Genomic DNA, 21,025 nt, shown 5'->3' on the forward strand with positions numbered 1-21,025 from the left:
GGATGTCTTCATTCGGATGCTTTCTTTATTTGAAGCAATTTTATGATGTTTTTCGAAATGGGTAGAAACTCAACTTATTTTTACCCGTGTTCTTTGAAACGTATAGTGCCTCATCTGCATATTCAAGTATTGTTTGTGGTGAAACGTCCTGAGCTACCCATTCAGCTGATCCCATGCTGCACCCAATTTTTATAGAATGTTCCTGAATAAGAAATGGTCGGTTAAGAGTGTCTATGAGGAAGTGTGAGATCTCGGTTATTTCATTTAAATAATTCTCCTGAATAGGTAGTACAACTACAAATTCATCTCCACCTAAACGTGCTGCGAAATGTTCCTTCTTTATTAATGAATCAATGATCCGCTTACCTACCTCTATTAATAGCAGATCTCCCGCATGATGTCCGTGTGTATCATTGATTGATTTAAAACCATCCAAATCTATATAGAGCACCCCATAGCTGCCATTAAAAGAATCAAAGCGAACTGAATTCATGTACTCTAAAAGAGCTAACCGATTCGGCATACTTGTCAGAAAGTCCGTATGTGCCATGTTCTCCATCTTGTCTAACTGTTTTTCTGTTTGCTTTAATGATGAGATTAAGCTTCTAAAAGAAGAACTTAGAACTTCTATATCTTTGATTCCGCGTAACAAAGGAATCTCTACAATCTCACCATCTTTCAACTTGTCAGCAGAGATAGCCAAATCAAAAAGAGGACGAGAAACTCTCTTTGTGATAAACCATCCAATAACAGCCATAAGTAGAGAAATCACAATACCGCAGACTAAAATAAATTTTTGAAGATATTGGACGGATGCATAAGCCGCTTGTTCTGATTGACGAATGACAACCGTCCAGCCTAGTCCGGGATAATTCAGATATCCGTCGCCAAATGCATAGCCTGTTACATACTCTTTTCCATCTGGCCAACGCACAAAATTCCACTCGTTATTCTTTCCTTTATTATCGAGATCACTTATCTTGATTTTTTTTCCTAAATCATTTTTATGACCTAGGAGTACTGTGTTTTCTTTACTGATTATGTATACTTCCACATCTTTTTTTTGCTCTTTTATGGGCTTTAGAATCGCGGCTTCCACTTCTTTAGACCACTCCCAGCTGAGATGGGCGGCTAACACACCTTGGAAAACGCCGTTTTTATCTGTTAATGGTGTACTGATATCAACTAATTGTAAAGGTGAACCATCCTTGGTTGGAATCAGTTTGGATAACAAAAGGGCATCATGTACATCACCGATAAAAGGCTGTTCAGTTGCTTTTTGAAAAACGGGACGAGCAGATATATCTTGGTTGATAAGAAGTTTCTTCGTTGAAGCTTGAATGACTCCATTTTGATTCGTTATTCCAACCCAAGAGAAGGAAGGGATTTTATTTTGAAGCTGATCGATCAGAAATTGTGCTTCATTTATTCTTCTCGGGTCTTTCAGAACTTCCTGTTCACTTAAAACTTGAAGTTCCTGGTATCTGGACCACATGAAAGAATCAAGGTTGTGGGATAGTTGAAAAGCTGAAGAAGCTAGGGAATTACCTATTTCTTTTTCTAATAATTCGCTGGATTTATCACTGATAAAGATACTAAGAAATAATGATGTGGTTAGTATGATCAATGAGATGCTCACGGACAGATACGTTTGAATTTTGATAGACATTGAAATGACTCCTATAATAATAAAATTTATTTCAAAAAGAACCAATTGTTATATCGGAAACAATTATAGAAATGATTAGGAATCAATGAAATAAACGATGGGACAAAGTTCTCAAACGAGAATTTTGAAAGCTGATTATGCTACACTACGAGGACAAGTCATATACATTAAAGGTGATGAAGAAATGCTGATTAATGATAAGATACGCCAAGATCTGTTTACAGAAGTTGAAGGATTAAATGACGAGAATCTAAATCGAAAACCTTCAGAGAATGAGTGGTCTATTAAACAAATTGTAGAACATTTATATTTAATGGAAGGCGGTATTGCTAAAAACATTAAACATCAACTTCAAAATGGTAAAGTGGTAAACGCAGACAAGAAGCCGATTGAAGCAACAATTAACAGAGATATTAAAGTCGATGCTCCAGAATTTGCAGTGCCAACTTCAGAATTTGCAACTATTGAAGAGCTTAAAATGAAATTGGCTGCAACTCATCAACTTTTACTAGATATCGAGAATACTGCTGATGAAAAGGACTTAGAAGCAAAAGGCTTTCCACATCCTATTTTCGGTGATATTAGTTTAAAACAATGGATTCCGTTTGTGGCCTATCATGAACAAAGACATATTCTTCAAATTAAAGAAGTGAAAGAAAAGTTAAGTCTCTAAACGAATATAAAACAGACCGTACATTCTTCAATCAGGAGAATGTACTTTTTTATGGAACGAAAGAAATAGGGATAAAAAGAATGAAAGCTTTGGTTTAAGTGCAATACTGATTGAAAGAATGAAAAAAGGAGGACTGAAGATGTTGTTGAAAGACAAAATCGCAGTCGTTTATGGAGCGGGTGGTGCGATAGGTGGTGCTGTTGCACGTGCTTTTGCTGAAGAGGGGGCCTTTGTATTTTTAGCCGGAAGATCGCTTGATTCCCTGCAAATTGTAGCAAATGAGATAACAAATGCTGGAGGCACGGCGAAAGTAACGAAAGTAGATGCTCTTAATCAAAATGAAATAGAAGGGCATCTAAATCGAATCGTAAAGCATGCTGGAAAGATAGATATTTCCTTTAACGCAATAGGAATTCGAGGAGATCTTCAAGGAACGGCACTCACCAAAATGGCACAAGAAGATTTTATGACTCCCATTTTGACCGGTGTCCAAACTCATTTTCTCACAAGTACTGCAGCAGCTAAGCATATGATAAAGCAGAATTCGGGAGTGATCTTAACTCTTTCTGCATCATCTTCATCATTATCAGGCAGAGACCGTACTTATCATTTCACGGGAGGTTTCGCCACAGCATGTGCAGCAATTGAAGGATACACACGTAGCTTAGCCGGTGAGCTCGGTTCAAAAGGCATTCGTGTCGTATCTTTAAGATTAGATGCTATACCAGATACTTGGAAACCAGACTTTCCTGAGGTGAGAGAATATATGGAGGGAGGAACAGTGCTAGGACGCCTTCCAAAGTTAAAAGAAGTCGCTGATATAGCGGTGTTTATTGCTTCTGATCGAGCGAGTGCTATAACAGGTGCGATTATCAATGTAACGTGCGGTTCGATAATGGATTAAATCATTTATTGGAACTTTATGTTAAAATAAACTTTATAAAATGATGAAAGTTAAAGGAGCATATAAGAATGTCTCAAACAAATTGTGTAACATGGTCTCACGAGTAAACAAAGGTGTTTATTCATGAGGTAACTCTTTATTTTATTTAATCAATTTTCTATGAATGAATCTTTGTTTACTTCCTTCTAATTGATCATTACTAGAATGGAGAGATAACATGATACATTTAAAACCATTAACCGAACAAGAATTTCAGGATTATCTGGCATTTATGATTTCAGATTACGCTTGTGAAATCACTAAGAACTTCAACCTAACGTTACAGTCAGCATTAGAAGAATCAGAAATGATGATGTCTGATCTTTGGAAAGATGGCTTGTTAACTGAAGGTCAGTATTTGTACAACATTCAAGATTCCAAAACCTATGAAAAAGTAGGAATTCTCTGGTATGGATTGATGCCGGAGATTAATCAAGCCTATTTGTACCATATTTTCATAGACGACCTTCATAGAAGAAAAGGATACGGGAAGAAAACGTTAGAAATACTTCAAAGTATGTTAAAGCAATCAGGAATAGAGTCTATTGGATTAAGTGTCTTTGGAAAGAATGAAGCTGCTTATCAATTGTATAAGAGGCTAGGTTATAAAAACACGAGAATATCGATGGAATTTGTTCTATAGAACATTATTAAGATAAATTAGGAAGTGGCTTAGGGTGAGATAATCTCTAAGCTTTTTTGTATATTTCGAAAGGACAGCTTCTTCTGAAACAGGAATTATATTCCAAAAAGAGAATATAGAAAAGTAAGAGGTGATCGTATGAAGAAAATACTGAGCTTGTTACTTTTAATTATCTTGGCAGCTTGCAGCGATCAAGGAGCTGTCGAGAAGCTTAAGATGAATTATCCGAATGTGAAGAAAGAGATGGAGCGGTTGTCAAAAGATGTGCAACAAAAGATGGCAGCTCCAGAAAAACTTCCTTTTCAGCCAAAAGACGTCCAATTAACATATGCTGCAGAACCGGCGGGAGATCCAAAAGGGGATATCTTACATACCGAATTTATTTATGGCAATGAAAAAGGTTCCGTCCTTCATGTAACCACGTTTCAACATAAAAACGCAAATTTTAATGATGAAGGTGAGAAGAAGACAACAAAATTGAAAGATGGAACTGAGGTTATTATTGAAGCTGAATCATCTGACGTTAAATCCATTCGTTGGAGTAAAGATGATGTATATTATGGGATGATGTTAATGGGTTCTGATTTTAAGATGGAGGATCTGTTGAAATCAGCAAATTCGATGGACTACTAGGAGTGGATTGGTTTGAAAGGAAAATTTAGTTCGATTTCATTACTTGTAAGTGGTTCTACAGTCGCGTTCTTTTTACTGATACAAACCTATGCCATTGCTTTTGGATACTGGCGGTTGATCGTGTGGGGAGGAGTGCTCACTGCTATGTATTTTGCATTTCGATCTCCCAAGAACCTCGGTTTTCGGGGTTTGGCCATAACTGTATCAATCATTCTTGCGGTTCCTCTTTTGCTGATGGAGATGGTCGGATTAGCATGGCGTAACGGTGGATTTGGAAATTAAACCGGGTCTGTAGCTTAAACTCTGATTACCGAAACTTTCCATCTACTAATCCGTAATATTAGTAAGACAAAAAATAGGGGTGGAGAGCAATGATTGAGGTTAGTGTAAAAAAGATAGATAACAACTTTATTATTCGATGGCAGCTATTGAGGGTGGAGATTCCTGCCGATGATATTCTTAATGTAGGTTTAGACGATACATATGGTGGAGACGATAAAGAGGCTATCCGTATCGGTTTCCTGTATGGTATGACAGATCGGGTCTTTATTGAGACAGAAAAACAAAACTATATTTTGTTTACTTCTAATCCATCAGCTATTATGAAAAAACTAAGTGCCTAAGAAATGAAAATAGTTTAGACAGAACTCGGATTGAATTTTTCCGAGTTTTCTTATGATTAATTACTTTTTAATGTGATTAATATACAGATAACAAACAAGGACAGGTCTAGTATGTTAAGGTGGAACTAGAAATCAAGGATTTAATCATATAAAAGAAGGTGTGCTTCTCATGACGAAAGTAACAGGCTGGAATTTAGATAACAGTTATGCTGAACTACCAGATAAATTTTTCTCAATCATTGACCCAAACCCAGTAGTTTCACCAAAATTAGTTGTGCTCAATGAATCGGTGGCTTCGTCTCTTGGATTGAACGTAGAATTTCTTCGAGATGAAGATGCTGTAAACGTATTTGCAGGCAACATGCTTCCGGAAGGAGGTTCTTCCTTAGCACAAGCATATGCAGGACATCAGTTTGGTTATTTTAATATGTTAGGTGATGGACGAGCATTAATGGTGGGAGAGCAGATCACTCCTGATGGAAAACGTTATGACATTCAACTAAAAGGATCGGGAAGAACTCCCTATTCTAGAGGAGGAGACGGACGGGCAGCTCTTGGTCCAATGCTTCGTGAATATATTGTGAGTGAAGCGATGCACGCTCTAGGAATTCCAACGACTCGAAGTCTGGCAGTTGTAACGACAGGTGAATCGATCATGCGTGAAAACACTCTTCCAGGGGCTATCATGACGCGGGTAGCGGCAAGCCATCTACGAGTAGGTACGTTTGAGTTTGCTTCAAAATGGGGAACACTCGATGAATTGAAAGAGTTAGCAGATTATAGTATAAAGCGTCATTATCCTGAAGTGGAAAGTGATGAAAATCAATATTTGAATCTCCTCAAAAAAGTGATCGAACAACAAGCGTACTTAATTTCGAAGTGGCAGCTCGTTGGTTTCATCCACGGCGTTATGAACACCGACAACATGGCCATCAGCGGAGAAACGATCGATTATGGCCCATGTGCATTCATGGACAAATATGATCCACTGACTGTTTTCAGTTCAATTGATAGAGAGGGCCGTTATGCATACGCTAACCAGCCCCGAATTGCCGGTTGGAATCTAGCCCGATTTGCTGAAACATTATTGCCATTCTTACACGATGAACAAGAAAAGGCAGTTGAATTGGCACAAGAAGTTTTATATGGATTTTCTGATCTGTATCATGCTAACTATTTTAGAGGAATGCGATCAAAGCTTGGACTATATAATGAAGAGAAAGAAGATCAATCTCTTATAGAAGAATTACTTTCACTCATGGCTCATCATAAAGCAGACTATACGAATACATTCCGTTCCTTAACGCTTGGCAACAAAGATTGTTCGGATCTTTTTGAAGCGGAAGATTTTAAGACTTGGCATCAAAAGTGGGAAGAAAGAAAAACGAGACAACCAAAGTCCAAGGAAGAAACATTGCAGTTGATGCGAAACAATAATCCATCCATCATTCCAAGAAATCATAGAGTTGAAGAGGCTATTCAAGCAGCTGAAAATGGTGATTACAGCGTACTGGAAAGACTTCATCATGTCTTATCTATGCCTTACGATTATTTACCAGATCAAGAAGAATACACGCAACTACCACCTGAAACAGAAGGACCGTACCGAACATTTTGTGGGACATGATCACATAAAAATAAATGAAGAACATATAGATAAAAAGCTGCTCAGAAGAGTAGCTTTTTCTGATATCCATAATATCCCATGGAAAAAGAGGAAGGTATGTTTCGTTGACTTTTTAGTTAATAAGATGTACTATTTTTTATATTGTTTTCCACGATCGTATTGAAAAAGAACTGAAATTAAACTAGAATGATAGATTGGTTACCGAAACTTTAGAGGTGAGAGAATGATTAACCAAAAACAAATATTGAACAAACATATGGGATTTTTCCTGCTTACAGTTGTTTTAGTTTGGATTAAATCTTATGCCGCTTATAAAATGGAATTTAATCTGGGAGTCGAAGGTGGATTTCAAGAATTCATCCTGTTTATCAACCCAATTGGCTCAGCACTCTTATTTGTAGGATTTGCCTTGTTTGCAAAAGGTAGAAAATCATACGTTTGGATGATTATCATCAATACGGCAATGACCTTAATGTTATTTGCAAATATGCTTTATTACCGTTTTTTCACAGATTTTATCACGCTGCCAACTTTAACACAGACAAAAAATGCTGGAACGATCGGAAACAGTATTGGAGCACTTTTCAATCCGTATGACATACTGTTCTTTCTAGATATCGTTGTACTGTTAGTATTAGTTTTAACAAAGAAAATTAATCCAGAACCAATCAGAGTAAAACGAAAAAGTATCTTAACGGTTGGTCTAGCTGCAGTAATTGCATTATCTGCAAACTTGTTGTTAGCTGAAATGGATCGTCCGCAACTGTTGACTAGAACGTTTGACCGAAACTATATTGTAAAATATTTAGGAATGTATAACTACACGCTCTATGACGCGGTATTAAGCTCGAAATCATCTGCTCAGCGTGCACTTGCAGATACAGATGATGTTACAGAAGTGGAGAACTATGTGAAGGCTAATTATGCTGAACCGAATCCTGAATATTTCGGAAAAGCAAAAGGCATGAACGTTATCTATCTTCACTTAGAGTCGCTGCAAAATTTTGCGATTAATTACAAATTGAACGGACAAGAAGTAACACCTTTCTTAAACTCGTTAACACAAGATAAAAACACGTTGTATTTTAACAATTTTTATCATCAAACATCACAAGGTAAAACAGCTGATGCTGAGTTTATGATCGAGAACTCGTTATATGGATTACCGCAAGGAACAGCGTTTACTACAAAAGGTGAGAACACTTATCAAGCTGCACCAGCCATTATGGAACAACAAGGCTATTCGACAGCTGTGTTCCATGGTAACTACAAGTCGTTCTGGAATCGAGATGTGATCTATAAGCGCTTTGGTTATCAAAAGTTCTTTGATGCAGAACATTATGATATGAACGAAGAAGACGTAGAAAACTATGGTCTAAAAGATAAACCGTTCTTTGAAGAATCTATGCCGATGCTGAAATCGTTAAAACAGCCGTTCTACTCTAAATTCATTACACTATCAAACCATTTCCCATATCCGATTACAGAAGAGGAAGCTACAATCGAGCCTCACACAACAGGAGATGGAACGGTAGACCGTTATTTCCAAACGGCAAGATATATGGACGAAGCTCTTCAACAGTTCTTTACTGACTTAAAAGAGGCTGGACTATACGATAATACGATGGTCGTTATGTATGGTGACCATTATGGAATCGCTGAAACGCGTAATAAATCAATGGCAAAAGTACTCGGAAAAGAAATCACACCTTTTGAGAACACACAACTTCAAAAGGTACCATTGTTCATTCATGCACCAGGATTAAAGGGTGGAACCATTGATAAAGTTGGAGGTCAGATCGATATTCGTCCAACGCTTATGCATTTGTTAGGAATGGATACAAAAGAGTACATTCAATTCGGTACTGATCTGTTATCTAAAAATCATGACCAAGTACTACCGTTGCGTAATGGTGATTTTGTTTCGCCTACTGTAACAGGAATTGATGGTAAATATTACGACTCTAAAACAGGGGAGCCTGTAAAGGAAACAAAAGAAATTAAAGCCCTCGAAAAAGAAGCAGAGACGAAGTTGGACCTATCTGACCGAACCGTTTATGGAGACTTATTACGATTCCATAAAGTAAAAGGGTTCAAGCCAGTTGATCCTTCTAAGTACGATTACAACATTAAAGAAGAAGAAAAACCTAAAAGTGAAACAAACGAGTAACACAAAAAAGCCGTCCAGATGATTTGGACGGCTTTTTTAGTTTAAAAAGACAAAAAAACTCAACTTGTATAAATGTTGAGCTTCTCTTGTTGATCAGTCTTAAATTTCTTCTAGTTTTTCACCCAACAGCTGAATGTCACGTACCAACTTTTTCTTGTGCTTTTCACATTTGCAGCATTTATATTCTTCAAATAAGAGGCCTAATTTTTTTATAATTTTTATCGCGATTTGTTCATCACACATCTTTTAAAACATCCTAATCTAGTTATATTATCCTATATAAGAGCGTAGCACAGGATGATTCACTAGGAAACCTTCTGCTGTAAACTTTTTATTACATTTTATAAATATAATAAGAAAAACATCTAATAAGTGCTGGCAGATGTCTGAAATTTAATTGGCATCCCGGTAATGTTCGATTAATCTTCTATTGAGATACCATGTAATAAGTAATCCCAAGTATCATTATCTGTAATAGGGTCTGTTCTTACAGGTACATAAATAACACATACATGTTTCATACCCCAATCTACTTCTGTAAGTTCCTCTACCTTATCAGTAGGATAAATCATTAGAATGGTGAAATTACCTTTTACAAAATTAGATAATACCATCTCTAATTCAGCGGTTTCTTTTTTCAGTTGATCTTCATCGATATCAATAACAGACCATCTAATAAATAATAGGGAAGAGCTCTTTCTAAACCACTCGTACATCCTCTGCACCCGTTGCTTGATGGTACGTTTAAAGCTTAGATAGTTTAACATCCAATGCTGTCCTGTAACGATTGGGAAATCATGTACAGATATAACGTTATATTTAAGATCGTTGATGAAGTGGGAATGAGAACATGTAGTAACTCCTTGATCATCTAACACAAAATCAGGTTTATAAGAATGAATCTTTTGAATTTGGTCCTTAGAAGCTCATTAATTCCAGCTAAAGAGTGAGAGCAAACCCAATCTAAAGGGAAAGCAGTTTGTCTTAACGACTGTCTTCTAAGATGCATACCAGGACCGCATTCACTGCGAAGAGTGATTACGGCATTGTAAGATTTCTTTATGTCCTGTAATCTCATTTGGTCACCTCTTTGTTTCAATAATTCTTGTAAAAAAACAACCTTCGCAAAGAAGGTTGTTTCTATATCGTTAATCGCTTACTGCAACCCCTGAGAAGCTTTCAGGTCCTACACGGACAACGCCCACTAAACTTACTGAAATATAAGCTGAATATGTTTGTTGAATATCTGCAGGAGGGTTAAAGTCAAGAGCGTTAAATGCAAAAGTTTGTGGCCCTAAGATGTTTAGGTCCATATTTTCACTCGCGGAATAAACTAGAGGAGAGTTAGGGCTTGTACCTCTTACGACTTGAATCGTAATGGTTGTAACAGCGGGAAGTAGAGGAAGCTGTAATGAAACGGCACCTTGTAAGAGAACTCTGATATTGGGGCCAGCACCAACAGTACCTAGACCAATTCTTCCAAATAATTGTGGAGCACCTGCTACAGTAATAGGTTGGGCAATTGAGTTAGAATAACTTGCATTTTGACTTGTTCTTAAATCAAGAAATTTAGCCAAGTAATCACCTCCCCTCTGTTTCAATATATGGTTTTTGGTGAAAATGGCTTGTACAACAGTACAAAAAAATAAAAATTTGAACGTTGGGTTGAAAATGTTCTGTCTTAGTGAAAGGAGTTTCCTATTTAAACGTCTAATACATGAGAGGCTCTAGAAGAGGGAGTGAAGCGATGAAAAAGGAAGAACGAATTAAACAGTGGTTTACTTTGTATCACAATGATATTTATAACTTTCTCATTTATTATTTAGGCACAAAAGATGTTGAAGATATGGTTCAAGAAGCATTTGTTAAAGGTTTTAAATATATCGATCAATTTGAACAACGTGCTGATCCGAAAACATGGCTTATTTCTATTGCAAGGAATATTGCGATTGATCACATTCGGAAAACAAAACGACAATATGCTCTTGTGAATCAACTAAAAAGTATTTTTTCTGAAAAAAGTAAACTTCCTCACGACTGGGTGTTGGAGGACGAACGAAAAAAGGAGTTATATGAAGCGATTACTGAGTTGAAGGCTTCCTATAGAGATGTCGTCATTTTAAGGGGTATTTTAGATTTTACCCCTGAAGAAACGTCTCACATTTTGAAATGGAAAATAGACAAAGTGAATCTTACTTATTATCGCTCAGTTCAATCTTTAAAGAAAAAGCTTACGTCTGAAAAGTGGAGTGATTATATTGACGCGATTAACCGATGAAGAAGTTATCATGGAACTTAAAAATTTTAAATCATATAAGATGAATAGCAATCAGCTACAATCTATAGAAAACGAGTTAAACCAGTTGTCTTCTGAAAATACATCATCAACTTTTATTTTTCGTTTTTATAAACCACTCTTAAGCATGATCGTTCTGCTTCTATTTCTGGTAAGTGGAAGTTACTTTGCAATGAATCAAACTAACGAAAATACTGTGAAATATACTACAGGGTCCGGGATATTCTTGCATGGGGATGAATCTTTTAAAATGAAGAACAGTGATGATTTTATTATGAAAAGAAACAAAGATGGGTCTGTGTTCTTTATGGCTGACGGAAAAAAAGTTGGTGGAATTGAGCCGTTAACAGAAGATGAAAAAATGAAAAGTATTCAAACTCAAAATCCATTTGTTAGCCAAGATTTAGAGGGGTTTCGGTACTCAGGAACATATGGTCTAGATCATCAAAAAACGATGAATGTTGTACAAATTCACCATTATTACTTTAAGTCACCACATAGTAAGTTGAATTATCATGTTTACTTTTACACACCTTTTTTTAATGGAGATACGGCAGCTGAGTTAGCTTATTCATTTAAGATCTATAATGACGGTAAACTCCTTCAGGGAAGTGATGAAAATTGGAAACTTTCAACCGAATTTGCAACACCTACCTTTGAAGTCTTAGTAGGAAAAAAAGATAAAATCGGAATAGCTGGTCCGCCATTCATAGCTGGGAAAACAGATAAGTTTCTATGGCATTTCTTTGGAAGTCATAATGAAATAGAAATATTAACAAGAGGTGACTTTAAGATAATGGCTACGAACAAGGACAGTGGGGAACATGAAAGAGTTCTTGTTCAAAATTCGGGAATGGTTTGGTCATACAAATTTCAAGAAGACAGTCCTTTGAGTCCTATAGAAAAAGTGGGATCCATTCATTCTATTCCGGTAAATATGAAATTCAGTAACTCTGGGATTTATCGACTAGACACATATTTTGGTGGGGAAAGGTTCGACAGTATCGTCGTTGAAGTCAAATAAGCCAATACTTTTAGTGAAAAAAGGTTGGTGTACGTCCTTAATCGTTGTATACTGATATGAAAAACTAAAGGCAGGCGTTATCACAGTCATGAAAGTAGCATATCTAGGTCCACAGGGAAGTTTCTCGGAAGAAGCTGCCTTTCGTTATTTTGCAGATCACGAAAATGAATGGTATAAAAGTGATTCTATTGTAGATGTACTTGAAGCCGTTGAAGAGGGTATAGCAGATAAAGGAATCGTACCGATCGAAAATTCAATTGAAGGTACGATCAATATTACGGCTGACGGCTTGTTGAGACATGATCTCTTTGTGGAAGCAGAAATTATTTTCCCAGTCTCCTTACACCTACTTGCATTAAAGGGAGCTCATTTAGAAGAGATACGGGAAGTATGGTCAATCGTTCCTGCTCTCGCTCAGTGTCGAGATTTTATTCGAGAAGCAAAAGTGAAAAGTAAGCATTACGATAGCACTTCTGCAGCTGCACAAGCTGTTAACAATCAAGAAAGAAAAGATGTTGCGGCCATTGCATCCAAATATGCTGCCGAGGTCTTTGATCTTGAAATCGTCAAAAGTGGAATTCAAGACAACAGCAATAATCATACTCGTTTTGTTGTGATCAGCAAAGAGAATGCGGAAATTCACCCCAAAAACTCAAAAACGATGTTGTTGATTTCGCCAACATCAGATTATTCTGGTGTCCTTTCATCCATCTTGAACGTATTTACAGCGCTATCTATCAACTTAACGTGGATTGAATCAAGACCTACGAAAAAGCAGCTTGGGACGTATCATTTTTTTGTAGAAGCTCAAAATGGTCTTCATGAAGAGAAAATGAACAAAGCTATTACGATTCTAGAAGCATTCGGACATGATGTACGTGTGTTGGGAAGCTATAGAACAACAAGGCTATAAATGATAAGAGCTTCGAAAAAAGTCGGAGCTCTTTTTATTATGTCTCTCATTTTGTTTTCAACAATAGTACGATGCAGAAAAGCATAGAGATCCCTACGACAAGCCATGTGTAAATCAACGAAAGTCCGAGCGCTAAAGGTGTGCTAAGGTTGCTTTGAGGAGTATTCAAACCTGCAATAATAAGTGGCAATGCACTAATTACATAGAGAAGTATAGTAGAAATTACATTTTTAGATGTGCGTTTTCTTAGAAAGAGAATAAGTCCAAATGAGGTTAATAAGAAAAGTTCACTGACAATAATTACGCTTTCCATCTCATATCCTCCTTAAAAAGTTAGACGATGATATACTTAACTGTAAATATATAGTATGAGTGTTAGGGGGGATTTTAGGTGTATTCATCACATCCTATTCTTAAAACGTGGAAGAAGTTCGATTCTTTTCCTATGGAAACCTTAACGAAGGCTTGGTACTTCCATAAAGGTACGACGAAGAAACAAAGAGACGTCTCGTTGATGAAAGAACATAGAATGCAATTTGGAAATACGGGCAACTGTTTTGATCTTGCACTCTGGTTGTTAGATGAATTCAAAAATGATGGAATAACAGCCTTTCCAATCGGCTCTATGTTTCATACAGATGAAGCACATGTTGCGGTTGTGGCGTTAGATGAAAAGGGTAATCGATATCTGTGTGATTTAGGCGATCAGTGGCTGCAACCCATCCTCGTTGAAACCAATAATGAAGATTATTCGAATGAAAAGTTGAAGGGATTTTTTCCTGCAGCTGAAATCCAGATTCAAACAAGGGATCAAAATCATATCGAGATCCTTTATCATAGACCAAATGGCAAGATCTCAAACCAATTATTTGATTTAACTCCGATTGAGAGGAATGTCTTCTTACAAGGAGCAGAGTACTCGCAGAATCACGTTTATCCAAAACCTCTCTTTGAATGCAGAGTGCCTTATAAGAATGAGACTGCGCACTGGGAGTTCTTTAATTGGGAAAGCTTTTTAAGTACGAATGAAGGCTTACATGATGGTGATCAAACAGATTCAATCGAACATTGGGTGAACATGATCCATGAGAAAAGCGGCTACCAAAAAGAATTTTTATATGAAGCTTTGAGAAAGTATAAATAAGCCTTAGAAAAGTAGTGAATCTATCATCAACCTATCACCAATCGATCATGGGAATATCTTCTAATTCTCCTTATGATGGAGTAGGATATATTAACCTATTCTATTGGAGGTTTTCAAAAATGATAATGCCAACTCATATTGTAGCAGTGGCAGGTTATGTGGAAGATGGTAAAGGGAATGTGTTGTTAGTTAAAACCATACATAATGGCTGGGTTTTTCCTGGAGGTCAGGTGGAAGAAGGAGAAAACTTAATTGACGCTTTGGTTCGTGAAACAAAGGAAGAGAGCGGTATTGATATTACCGTTTCACATTTATCTGGAGTATACTCGAACACAGCTCAATATAAGTGGCATGATGGAGTCACGAACGTTCCAACGAAAGTTATGTTTGATTTTGTATGTAAGCCGATTGGCGGGGAACTAACGGTGTCAGATGAAACGACAGATAGCCGTTGGGTGCCAAAAGACGATGTATTAGGTATGTTAACGGGTGAAGCTTATCTGACTCGCTATAGTGATTATTTAAACAATGCAGGAAAAGTAATCTATAAGGAATATGTGACAAAACCTAATTTTGAATTGAAGGTCGAGAGAAGCGTGTAAATCTTTATTGTGGTTCAGATGTAAAGGAATTAACAATATTAATCGTTTTAGGGGATAAGTTTGATGATAGGAATAAGTATAGCAACAAAGTGGGAATATGAAGCGACCTTAGAATATTTCAGCATAAAAAAGGATGAATGTTTCAATTATCCTTATGGAGAGTATTTCATGAGAATAATGAATGATTCTGAACTTGTTTTTTACAGTACCGGTGTAAGAAAAGTAAATGGTGTTGGTGGTAATCAGTATATGATTTCAAAATTTAACTTAACGAAGGTAATCGTAGCTGGAACATGTGCAGGAATAGATGATACGTTCACTAATTTAGATATTTTCGTACCCGATAAAGCCGTTCAATATGATTGTACAGTAAAAGAAGTCGAGCCTTTTATAAAGCAATCCTTCATCGTTGATATTGATCTATCGAAATACGGAAATGATTTTAACACTGGAACAATTGGCACAGCTGATAAAGCAGTCGTTATGTGGAAGGATTATTTAGAGCTTAAAGAAAATCAAATAACAATCGCCGATACAGAAGCGAGTGCAATTGCTTTTATCTGCAAAAAGAATGATGTTGAATGTATTATTCTTAAAGGAATATCTGATTTTCCAACAGATGAAAGAAACTCTGATAAATTCGAATCAAACAAGGAACAGATTAATGTTTATTTAGAAAACACGCCCAAAGTTATGAACAAAATATTTGGCGACTATTTAAAGAGATTTATATAAATAAATTTTGGAATTATGGCTATAGTTAAAAAAACGCAGAGGATGCTAATACCTCTGCGTTTTTCTTTATGCGATTTGCCTTAATATATGTCTGCTATTTCTCAGGAATTTCACAGCCATCATCGTCACAGCTCATTCCATCGTCATTGTTTAGAAAAGTGATTTTGTTTTCAGATATGATCTTATTTAGTGCTTGCACAAAAACATCAGTAGGCTGTGCACCAGTAAGCGCATATTTTTTGTCGATGAGATAGAAGGGTACGCCTGTTACTCCATAAGCTTTAGCTGTTTCTTCATCAGCTCTAACCTCATCTGCCATCTCATCACTTGAAAGCATCTGTAATACAGCTTCTCTATTTAAACCAACATCTTCGGCAAGATCTGCTAATGTTTCATGATTCCCAATATGTTTGGATTCTGTAAAGAAGGCGTATAAAATGCGTTCTGTCATCTCCTGCATCTTACCTTCTTTTTTAGCGTACATCGTCAAACGGTGAGCATCAAAGGTATTGGTTAAAATCATCGTATCCATGTGATACTCTAGTCCAGATTCCTTCGCCATTTGTATCACGTTTTGCGTGTTTGCTTTAGCAGCATCTATACTCATGCCATATTTTTTAGATAGTTTTTCATAGATGTTTTCGTTAACGTCACGTTCCATCGTTGGATCCAGTTCAAAGCAGCGATACGTTACTTCAACAGGATGATTAATCTTTTTAATAGCGTCCTCCAGACGCTTTTTGCCAATATAGCAGAATGGTCAAGCAAAGTCTGTCCACATTTCAATGTGCAACATCGTAAATCCCTCCATTTGGTTCATGTCTATCATAGTATAAAAGGAAACTGTATATTTTACACGTGGTTTGATTTCGGATTGACAATATTTCTATTCAAAAACTCTAATGTTTTTTGAATCACTCATGATTTTGTATATTTTGGTTATATAATAGGAGTGATTCTTCAAATTATTTGGACTGTACGTTTAGTGTTCAACAGGAGGAAGTCATGTCTATAAAGAAACGCCTTATCGCCTCAAATGTTGCTATGATCGTTTTTCCGATCGTGTTATTTCTATTGCTTGAACTTGTAATCGCAACCCTTATCTTTTCGGGGATGAATGGCACACCTGTTAAAAAGGACTCACAATGGTTTATGAGCTTAAGGTTCATTGGACTTCTTTTTATTCTGATCCTAACGAACGGAATCCTTACCTATATGGTTTCAAAAACGATACTTAAGCCGATTCGTATTCTTACAAAAGCGGCAGAAGAAATAAGCAATGGAAATTTAGATCATGAGATTGTATCCGTAAATAAAGATGAGCTGGGAAAACTATCTGAAACGTTTGAGAGTATGAGACTTCAGCTGAAAAAAGCAAGAGAGGAAAGAGACCTTTACGAGAATAACCGAAAAGAATTTGTTGCGAGTATCTCACATGATTTGAAAACTCCGCTCACATCAATAAAAGGTTACATAAATGGTGTATTAGATGGAATCCCAGATAACCCAAAGACGAAACAAATGTACTTAAAGACCGCTTATCAAAAAGCGGAGGATATGGATCACCTCATAAATGAGCTTTTTCTATATTCAAAATTAGATTTTGAACAATTTTCATTTCAATTTGAACCGGTTTCATTAGATAACTTTTTAGCAGATTATCTTCAGGAACTTCAATACGACCCTTACTTTAAAGATGTAGAGTTCACGTTTCAATCAGAGACGAGTGAGAACAATTCGGTCATGGCTGATCGGCTAAGTTTAGGTAGAATCATTGATAATATTTTACAAAATAGCTTGAAGTATAGTGACAAAAAAGAGAGAAAGATTTCAGTTTACCTTCAGTATGATTCCGATACTGTACTTGTGAAAATTGAGGATAATGGTAAAGGGATACCTAAAGAATCTTTGCCTCGCATTTTTGAAAGCTTTTACCGCTCAGATCCATCTCGGAACAAAGCAACGGGTGGAAGTGGTTTAGGACTGGCTATTGTGAAGAAACTTGTTGAAGGACATGGTGGAGATATTTGGGCTGAAAGCGAAGAAGGAAAAGGTACTTCTATCTATTTTACTTTAAAAAAACGAAAAGAAGGGAACAGCAATGCCAAACGTATTAATCATTGAAGACGAAACGAGCATCGCGAAGCTGGAACAGGATTACCTGAAATTCAACGGAATCGAGAGCGACATTGCCGAAACAGGTGATGAAGGATTAAGAATGGCTCTTGAAGGATCTTATGATCTGATCTTACTTGATCTCATGCTGCCAGGTGTAGATGGTTTCGAACTTTGCACCCAGTTACGTGAAAAATTGGAGATTCCGATCTTAATGGTAACCGCAAGAAAAACCGATATTGATAAAATGCGTGGCTTTGACCGTGGAGCAGATGACTATATCGTTAAGCCCTTTAACACCAATGATTTGGTAGCCAGGGTGAAAGCCCACATCTCACGTTACAAGCGTCTCACCAAACTTGATGAGAAACAGGACATTATTATAATAAAAGGTCTAGAAATCCATTTGAATTCCCGACAGGTTCTTATTTATGGGATTGAGAAAAAATTAGCTGTAAAAGAATTCGACCTGCTAAAATTCCTTGTGACCAACCCAAACATCGTCTTTAGTAAAGAGCACCTATTTGACCAAATATGGGGACTTGAATCGATGGGAGATACGTCGACGGTAACTGTTCACATAAGAAAGCTAAGAGAGAAAATCGAAGAAAATCCAGCCAAGCCACAATATATCGAGACCGTTTGGGGAGTGGGATACCGATTCAGAAATGGCATGTAGAAATGAAGATATTCTTGACCCTTCATCGATAACTTGTTTGCGCGATGATTTTCGACGTAGAAACAAGTTCAAGATGATAGTATTTGTGCAGCTAAGGCTGCATTTCTTTATGGATGGATTTAAGAAATTCTTAAGAATTAGCTAATAAAAACTTTAGTTTTCCTGTTTATGATAACTCCAGTAAGAAGGTTGAACACAAAACATTTACCAAAAGGGGTTATCATTCATGAAGAAAAACATTACGTTTGTATCGATATTATCTCATCTTTGGGTGCAGTGGATCATGTTAGGAAGTATGCTCGTAAATACGTTTTTGTTATATCCTAATATCTTTTATAATGTACCAAAATCACTTGAAACGGCTATGGAATTTATGGAAGTAGCAAGCCCGCACACGTATTTTCCTCCGATCGGCATGGCAAGTATCTCAACAGGAATCCTGGCTTTATTTTTAGGATGGAAAGTAAAACCGGCAAGAAAATGGATTTTTTGGAGCATGATGATGATCGTGATTGAAGGTGCTATTTCAATTGTATTTGAATGGCCACGTAACGAAATTATGTTTATCGAAGGAACAGACGTTCATTCAGTAGCGTTCTTAAAAGAAACAGCGAAAGAGTTTGTCTTGATTCACAGTATTCGCGTTATCACGAATATCGTTGGCTCCATTTTAATTTTTGTTGGGTTTATGAAGTATTACAAATATCGTTTGTTGGAGAAGAAGAACTGAATCAAAAAAAGCTCGGATCTATTTGATCCGGGCTTAATTCGGATTTGTGGGCATTTGGCGTTAACGGAACAACAAAAGGGATTCATATCCGGAAGAACAGAAATCTACAGCTATTGTGATTAAGCCACCAAGTTTGTCTGGCTCAAGTTCAACTTCTTCTAGTTAGCCGAAACCTTGCCCCATTACACGCACTACCTTCTAAAGCAAAATTCGATCAAAACTGTAAGCAGTTGCGTAAAGCATATCCAAAAGGTGTTCCATTCACTCATCCTGCTTACATCTAAGCACCCTTGATACAAAAATAACTTAGCGTGTGAAGGTGAAAATTTTAAAGAATACTTAGGCATACAAATGCTACGACCATTATAAAGGTTTCTTAAATTAAATAAGGTTGTATAAAAACGACCAGATTATAATCTATTCGTTAGTTATTATAGTTCTCGCCTATTAATCGTTTTTATTATCTGCTGGATAAATCAACCCCACTTGCTTGCGGGCTTCGTCCATAATCTTCATCACAGTTAGTGAATTTGCATGTGAATTCACTTTAGACTCAAGTTCACCACGTTCGATCAGATCGATAAACTCTTTCGCTTCGTAATACATCTTCGGTTTATCTTGTTCAACTGTGATGTTCTCTGTACGACCATCTCGATATCGAATCTCGATGTTTGTCATATCCTGTATATGATCGATCAGAATACTTCCGTTTTCACCTTGGATTTCTGACGGGACGTAAGAGTTAGAGATCTTAGAGTACATCACAACTGCTTCACTCTCTCCATAGTTTAAAAGAATACTTCCTTCACCATCTACGCCAGATTCGAGCAGGTAGGCGTTTGCTTTAACCTCGCGAGGCTCTCCAAAAAGAACGACCATCGGGTATAAACAATAAATTCCGATATCCATCAATGAACCATTTGAGAACTCCGGTTTAAAAGCGTTAAGGATCGTGCCTTCCTTATACTTATCATAACGAGATGAGTACTGACAGGAGTTTGCAAAATAACGGCGAACTTTACCGATCTTATGAAGGTTCTCTTGAATGCTTCTAAAGTTCGGCATCACGGTTGAACGCATAGCTTCCATGAGCAACACATTGTTTTCCTTAGCAACAGCTATCATTTTTTCTACTTCTTTTGCATTCGATGCAATAGGCTTTTCACAGATTATATGTTTGCCATGGTTCATGAGTGTTATCGCATACTCTGCGTGAAATGAGTTTGGGCTAGCAATATACACCGCGTCAATTTCATTACTAGCAGCCATCTTTTCTAAATCAGTAAACGTATGGATTGCACCATGCTTCTCAGCAAATTCTTTTGCTTTTTCTTCTGTACGTGAATAGACAGCATTCAGTGTAAAACCATTTACTTCTCTTGCAGCAGCAATAAAGCTCTCTGTGATCCAATTTGTTCCAATAACTCCAAATTTCAAGATGATTCATCCTTTCACAATCGGTAGCATAGCCCGATGCTTTTCATAGTATGTATTCTACTCCTATAGTCATGTTTTAGACAAATAATGAGGACTGTCGCACTATTTTTGTAGAAAAAGGTTTCTTGATATAACATCCAGGGTAAATAGAAGTTAAAACCTGGTAAGGAGGGATGAGTTATGCTTACTATGACCAATCATAACCAGCAAACGATAAAGCCTTTAGATATGCCAGTATCACGATACGTGCTTAAAGAACAATCAGTAGCAGATCAAGAGAAACGCAAGCCTGAATTTGAATTAACGTCGTTGAATCCAAAATAAAAGAAGCCATACATGAAAAAAGCGAAGATCTTAGGGAATCTTCGC

Annotated in this window: 25 protein-coding genes; 18 read left to right on the plus strand and 7 right to left on the minus strand. The window is 36.8% G+C overall.

What is annotated here, in order from left to right; all coding sequences use genetic code 11:
* Positions 1–40: 40 nt before the first annotated feature.
* Positions 41–1,669, minus strand: coding sequence for a sensor domain-containing diguanylate cyclase (locus HU823_RS12940; protein WP_197222330.1), 1,629 nt, complete (start codon positions 1,667–1,669; stop codon positions 41–43).
* A 184-nt stretch (positions 1,670–1,853) separates the two neighbouring features.
* Between HU823_RS12940 and HU823_RS12945 the strand changes: the two genes are divergently transcribed.
* The 8 genes from HU823_RS12945 to HU823_RS12980 all read left to right on the plus strand — a co-directional run bounded on the left by HU823_RS12945 (position 1,854) and on the right by HU823_RS12980 (position 8,981).
* Positions 1,854–2,342, plus strand: a complete 489-nt coding sequence (locus HU823_RS12945) for a DinB family protein (RefSeq protein WP_186320567.1) — start codon at positions 1,854–1,856, stop codon at positions 2,340–2,342.
* Between the two features lie 139 nt (positions 2,343–2,481).
* Positions 2,482–3,246 carry an SDR family NAD(P)-dependent oxidoreductase gene (locus tag HU823_RS12950; RefSeq protein WP_144701696.1) on the plus strand — a complete coding sequence of 255 codons (765 nt, stop codon included), beginning with the start codon at positions 2,482–2,484 and terminating at the stop codon, positions 3,244–3,246.
* Positions 3,247–3,463: 217 nt separating this feature from the next.
* A complete protein-coding gene (locus tag HU823_RS12955; protein WP_144701693.1) occupies positions 3,464–3,928 on the plus strand; it encodes a GNAT family N-acetyltransferase in 465 nt (154 codons plus the stop codon).
* Between the two features lie 138 nt (positions 3,929–4,066).
* Positions 4,067–4,561 (plus strand): hypothetical protein, encoded by a 495-nt coding sequence (locus HU823_RS12960; protein WP_144701690.1) that lies wholly within the window; start codon positions 4,067–4,069, stop codon positions 4,559–4,561.
* Between the two features lie 12 nt (positions 4,562–4,573).
* On the plus strand, positions 4,574–4,843 hold the full coding sequence (locus HU823_RS12965; protein ID WP_144701687.1) for a hypothetical protein: 270 nt from the start codon (positions 4,574–4,576) through the stop codon (positions 4,841–4,843).
* A gap of 89 nt (positions 4,844–4,932) precedes the next feature.
* The gene (locus tag HU823_RS12970) at positions 4,933–5,184 is read left to right on the plus strand and encodes a hypothetical protein (protein ID WP_197222331.1); all 252 of its coding nucleotides are present in this window, start codon (positions 4,933–4,935) and stop codon (positions 5,182–5,184) included.
* 169 nt (positions 5,185–5,353) lie between these two features.
* Positions 5,354–6,811, plus strand: coding sequence for a protein adenylyltransferase SelO (locus tag HU823_RS12975; RefSeq protein ID WP_197222332.1), 1,458 nt, complete (start codon positions 5,354–5,356; stop codon positions 6,809–6,811).
* Between the two features lie 223 nt (positions 6,812–7,034).
* Positions 7,035–8,981: an LTA synthase family protein gene (locus HU823_RS12980; RefSeq protein ID WP_197222333.1), complete on the plus strand. Its 1,947-nt coding sequence runs from the start codon at positions 7,035–7,037 to the stop codon at positions 8,979–8,981.
* A gap of 419 nt (positions 8,982–9,400) precedes the next feature.
* Here the strand turns inward: HU823_RS12980 and HU823_RS21940 are convergent, their stop codons facing one another.
* The 3 genes from HU823_RS21940 to HU823_RS12995 form a co-directional block, all read right to left on the minus strand.
* Positions 9,401–9,859 carry a DUF1796 family putative cysteine peptidase gene (locus HU823_RS21940; protein WP_370630081.1) on the minus strand — a complete coding sequence of 153 codons (459 nt, stop codon included), beginning with the start codon at positions 9,857–9,859 and terminating at the stop codon, positions 9,401–9,403.
* Positions 9,853–10,059 (minus strand): DUF1796 family putative cysteine peptidase, encoded by a 207-nt coding sequence (locus HU823_RS22305; RefSeq protein ID WP_197222335.1) that lies wholly within the window; start codon positions 10,057–10,059, stop codon positions 9,853–9,855. Before HU823_RS22305 ends, HU823_RS21940 begins: the two co-directional genes overlap by 7 nt.
* A gap of 70 nt (positions 10,060–10,129) precedes the next feature.
* The gene (locus HU823_RS12995) at positions 10,130–10,558 is read right to left on the minus strand and encodes a hypothetical protein (RefSeq protein ID WP_137790116.1); all 429 of its coding nucleotides are present in this window, start codon (positions 10,556–10,558) and stop codon (positions 10,130–10,132) included.
* Positions 10,559–10,728: 170 nt separating this feature from the next.
* On the opposite strand from HU823_RS12995, the gene HU823_RS13000 reads away from it, so the two are divergent.
* The 3 genes from HU823_RS13000 to pheA all read left to right on the plus strand — a co-directional run bounded on the left by HU823_RS13000 (position 10,729) and on the right by pheA (position 13,214).
* Complete coding sequence (locus tag HU823_RS13000; protein ID WP_144701672.1) at positions 10,729–11,259, plus strand: RNA polymerase sigma factor; 531 nt, start codon at positions 10,729–10,731, stop codon at positions 11,257–11,259.
* Positions 11,240–12,301, plus strand: coding sequence for a hypothetical protein (locus HU823_RS13005; protein WP_197222336.1), 1,062 nt, complete (start codon positions 11,240–11,242; stop codon positions 12,299–12,301). The genes HU823_RS13000 and HU823_RS13005 overlap by 20 nt, the downstream gene beginning before the upstream one ends.
* A gap of 88 nt (positions 12,302–12,389) precedes the next feature.
* Positions 12,390–13,214, plus strand: coding sequence for a prephenate dehydratase (gene pheA, locus HU823_RS13010; RefSeq protein WP_197222337.1), 825 nt, complete (start codon positions 12,390–12,392; stop codon positions 13,212–13,214).
* Between the two features lie 46 nt (positions 13,215–13,260).
* Here the strand turns inward: pheA and HU823_RS13015 are convergent, their stop codons facing one another.
* Entirely contained in the window at positions 13,261–13,527 is a 267-nt protein-coding gene (locus tag HU823_RS13015) for a hypothetical protein (RefSeq protein ID WP_197222338.1), read from the minus strand.
* 78 nt (positions 13,528–13,605) lie between these two features.
* Between HU823_RS13015 and HU823_RS13020 the strand changes: the two genes are divergently transcribed.
* The 3 genes from HU823_RS13020 (at position 13,606) to HU823_RS13030 (ending at position 15,695) form a co-directional block, all read left to right on the plus strand.
* Positions 13,606–14,358 carry a hypothetical protein gene (locus tag HU823_RS13020; RefSeq protein WP_370630083.1) on the plus strand — a complete coding sequence of 251 codons (753 nt, stop codon included), beginning with the start codon at positions 13,606–13,608 and terminating at the stop codon, positions 14,356–14,358.
* 119 nt (positions 14,359–14,477) lie between these two features.
* Entirely contained in the window at positions 14,478–14,960 is a 483-nt protein-coding gene (locus tag HU823_RS13025; protein ID WP_197222339.1) for an NUDIX hydrolase, read from the plus strand.
* A 63-nt stretch (positions 14,961–15,023) separates the two neighbouring features.
* A complete protein-coding gene (locus tag HU823_RS13030) occupies positions 15,024–15,695 on the plus strand; it encodes a permease (RefSeq protein WP_197222340.1) in 672 nt (223 codons plus the stop codon).
* A gap of 94 nt (positions 15,696–15,789) precedes the next feature.
* Here HU823_RS13030 and HU823_RS13035 read toward each other — a convergent pair whose 3' ends face one another.
* On the minus strand, positions 15,790–16,443 hold the full coding sequence (locus HU823_RS13035) for a DsbA family oxidoreductase (RefSeq protein WP_370630087.1): 654 nt from the start codon (positions 16,441–16,443) through the stop codon (positions 15,790–15,792).
* A 257-nt stretch (positions 16,444–16,700) separates the two neighbouring features.
* On the opposite strand from HU823_RS13035, the gene HU823_RS13040 reads away from it, so the two are divergent.
* From HU823_RS13040 to HU823_RS13050, 3 genes are all read left to right on the plus strand, one after another.
* Positions 16,701–17,819: a sensor histidine kinase gene (locus tag HU823_RS13040; RefSeq protein WP_197222341.1), complete on the plus strand. Its 1,119-nt coding sequence runs from the start codon at positions 16,701–16,703 to the stop codon at positions 17,817–17,819.
* Positions 17,797–18,489, plus strand: coding sequence for a response regulator transcription factor (locus HU823_RS13045; RefSeq protein WP_197222342.1), 693 nt, complete (start codon positions 17,797–17,799; stop codon positions 18,487–18,489). Before HU823_RS13040 ends, HU823_RS13045 begins: the two co-directional genes overlap by 23 nt.
* Before the next feature lie 226 nt (positions 18,490–18,715).
* Positions 18,716–19,219: a hypothetical protein gene (locus tag HU823_RS13050; RefSeq protein WP_144701648.1), complete on the plus strand. Its 504-nt coding sequence runs from the start codon at positions 18,716–18,718 to the stop codon at positions 19,217–19,219.
* A gap of 447 nt (positions 19,220–19,666) precedes the next feature.
* On the opposite strand, the gene HU823_RS13055 is transcribed toward HU823_RS13050, so the two are convergent.
* Complete coding sequence (locus HU823_RS13055) at positions 19,667–20,659, minus strand: Gfo/Idh/MocA family protein (RefSeq protein ID WP_197222380.1); 993 nt, start codon at positions 20,657–20,659, stop codon at positions 19,667–19,669.
* A 177-nt stretch (positions 20,660–20,836) separates the two neighbouring features.
* On the opposite strand from HU823_RS13055, the gene HU823_RS13060 reads away from it, so the two are divergent.
* On the plus strand, positions 20,837–20,980 hold the full coding sequence (locus tag HU823_RS13060; protein WP_171005500.1) for a hypothetical protein: 144 nt from the start codon (positions 20,837–20,839) through the stop codon (positions 20,978–20,980).
* Positions 20,981–21,025 lie beyond the last annotated feature (45 nt).

Source organism: Fictibacillus sp. 18YEL24 (genome assembly GCF_015903855.1).
GTDB lineage: Bacteria > Bacillota > Bacilli > Bacillales > Fictibacillaceae > Fictibacillus > Fictibacillus phosphorivorans_C.

Coding starts and splice junctions, on each gene's coding strand:
- HU823_RS12940 (WP_197222330.1), bottom strand. CDS start 1,669: ATGTCTATCAAAATTCAAACGTATCTGTCCGTGAGCATCTCATTGATC.
- HU823_RS12945 (WP_186320567.1), top strand. CDS start 1,854: ATGCTGATTAATGATAAGATACGCCAAGATCTGTTTACAGAAGTTGAA.
- HU823_RS12950 (WP_144701696.1), top strand. CDS start 2,482: ATGTTGTTGAAAGACAAAATCGCAGTCGTTTATGGAGCGGGTGGTGCG.
- HU823_RS12955 (WP_144701693.1), top strand. CDS start 3,464: ATGATACATTTAAAACCATTAACCGAACAAGAATTTCAGGATTATCTG.
- HU823_RS12960 (WP_144701690.1), top strand. CDS start 4,067: ATGAAGAAAATACTGAGCTTGTTACTTTTAATTATCTTGGCAGCTTGC.
- HU823_RS12970 (WP_197222331.1), top strand. CDS start 4,933: ATGATTGAGGTTAGTGTAAAAAAGATAGATAACAACTTTATTATTCGA.
- HU823_RS12975 (WP_197222332.1), top strand. CDS start 5,354: ATGACGAAAGTAACAGGCTGGAATTTAGATAACAGTTATGCTGAACTA.
- HU823_RS12980 (WP_197222333.1), top strand. CDS start 7,035: ATGATTAACCAAAAACAAATATTGAACAAACATATGGGATTTTTCCTG.
- HU823_RS22305 (WP_197222335.1), bottom strand. CDS start 10,059: ATGAGATTACAGGACATAAAGAAATCTTACAATGCCGTAATCACTCTT.
- HU823_RS13000 (WP_144701672.1), top strand. CDS start 10,729: ATGAAAAAGGAAGAACGAATTAAACAGTGGTTTACTTTGTATCACAAT.
- pheA (WP_197222337.1), top strand. CDS start 12,390: ATGAAAGTAGCATATCTAGGTCCACAGGGAAGTTTCTCGGAAGAAGCT.
- HU823_RS13015 (WP_197222338.1), bottom strand. CDS start 13,527: ATGGAAAGCGTAATTATTGTCAGTGAACTTTTCTTATTAACCTCATTT.
- HU823_RS13025 (WP_197222339.1), top strand. CDS start 14,478: ATGATAATGCCAACTCATATTGTAGCAGTGGCAGGTTATGTGGAAGAT.
- HU823_RS13030 (WP_197222340.1), top strand. CDS start 15,024: ATGATAGGAATAAGTATAGCAACAAAGTGGGAATATGAAGCGACCTTA.
- HU823_RS13040 (WP_197222341.1), top strand. CDS start 16,701: ATGTCTATAAAGAAACGCCTTATCGCCTCAAATGTTGCTATGATCGTT.
- HU823_RS13045 (WP_197222342.1), top strand. CDS start 17,797: ATGCCAAACGTATTAATCATTGAAGACGAAACGAGCATCGCGAAGCTG.
- HU823_RS13050 (WP_144701648.1), top strand. CDS start 18,716: ATGAAGAAAAACATTACGTTTGTATCGATATTATCTCATCTTTGGGTG.
- HU823_RS13060 (WP_171005500.1), top strand. CDS start 20,837: ATGCTTACTATGACCAATCATAACCAGCAAACGATAAAGCCTTTAGAT.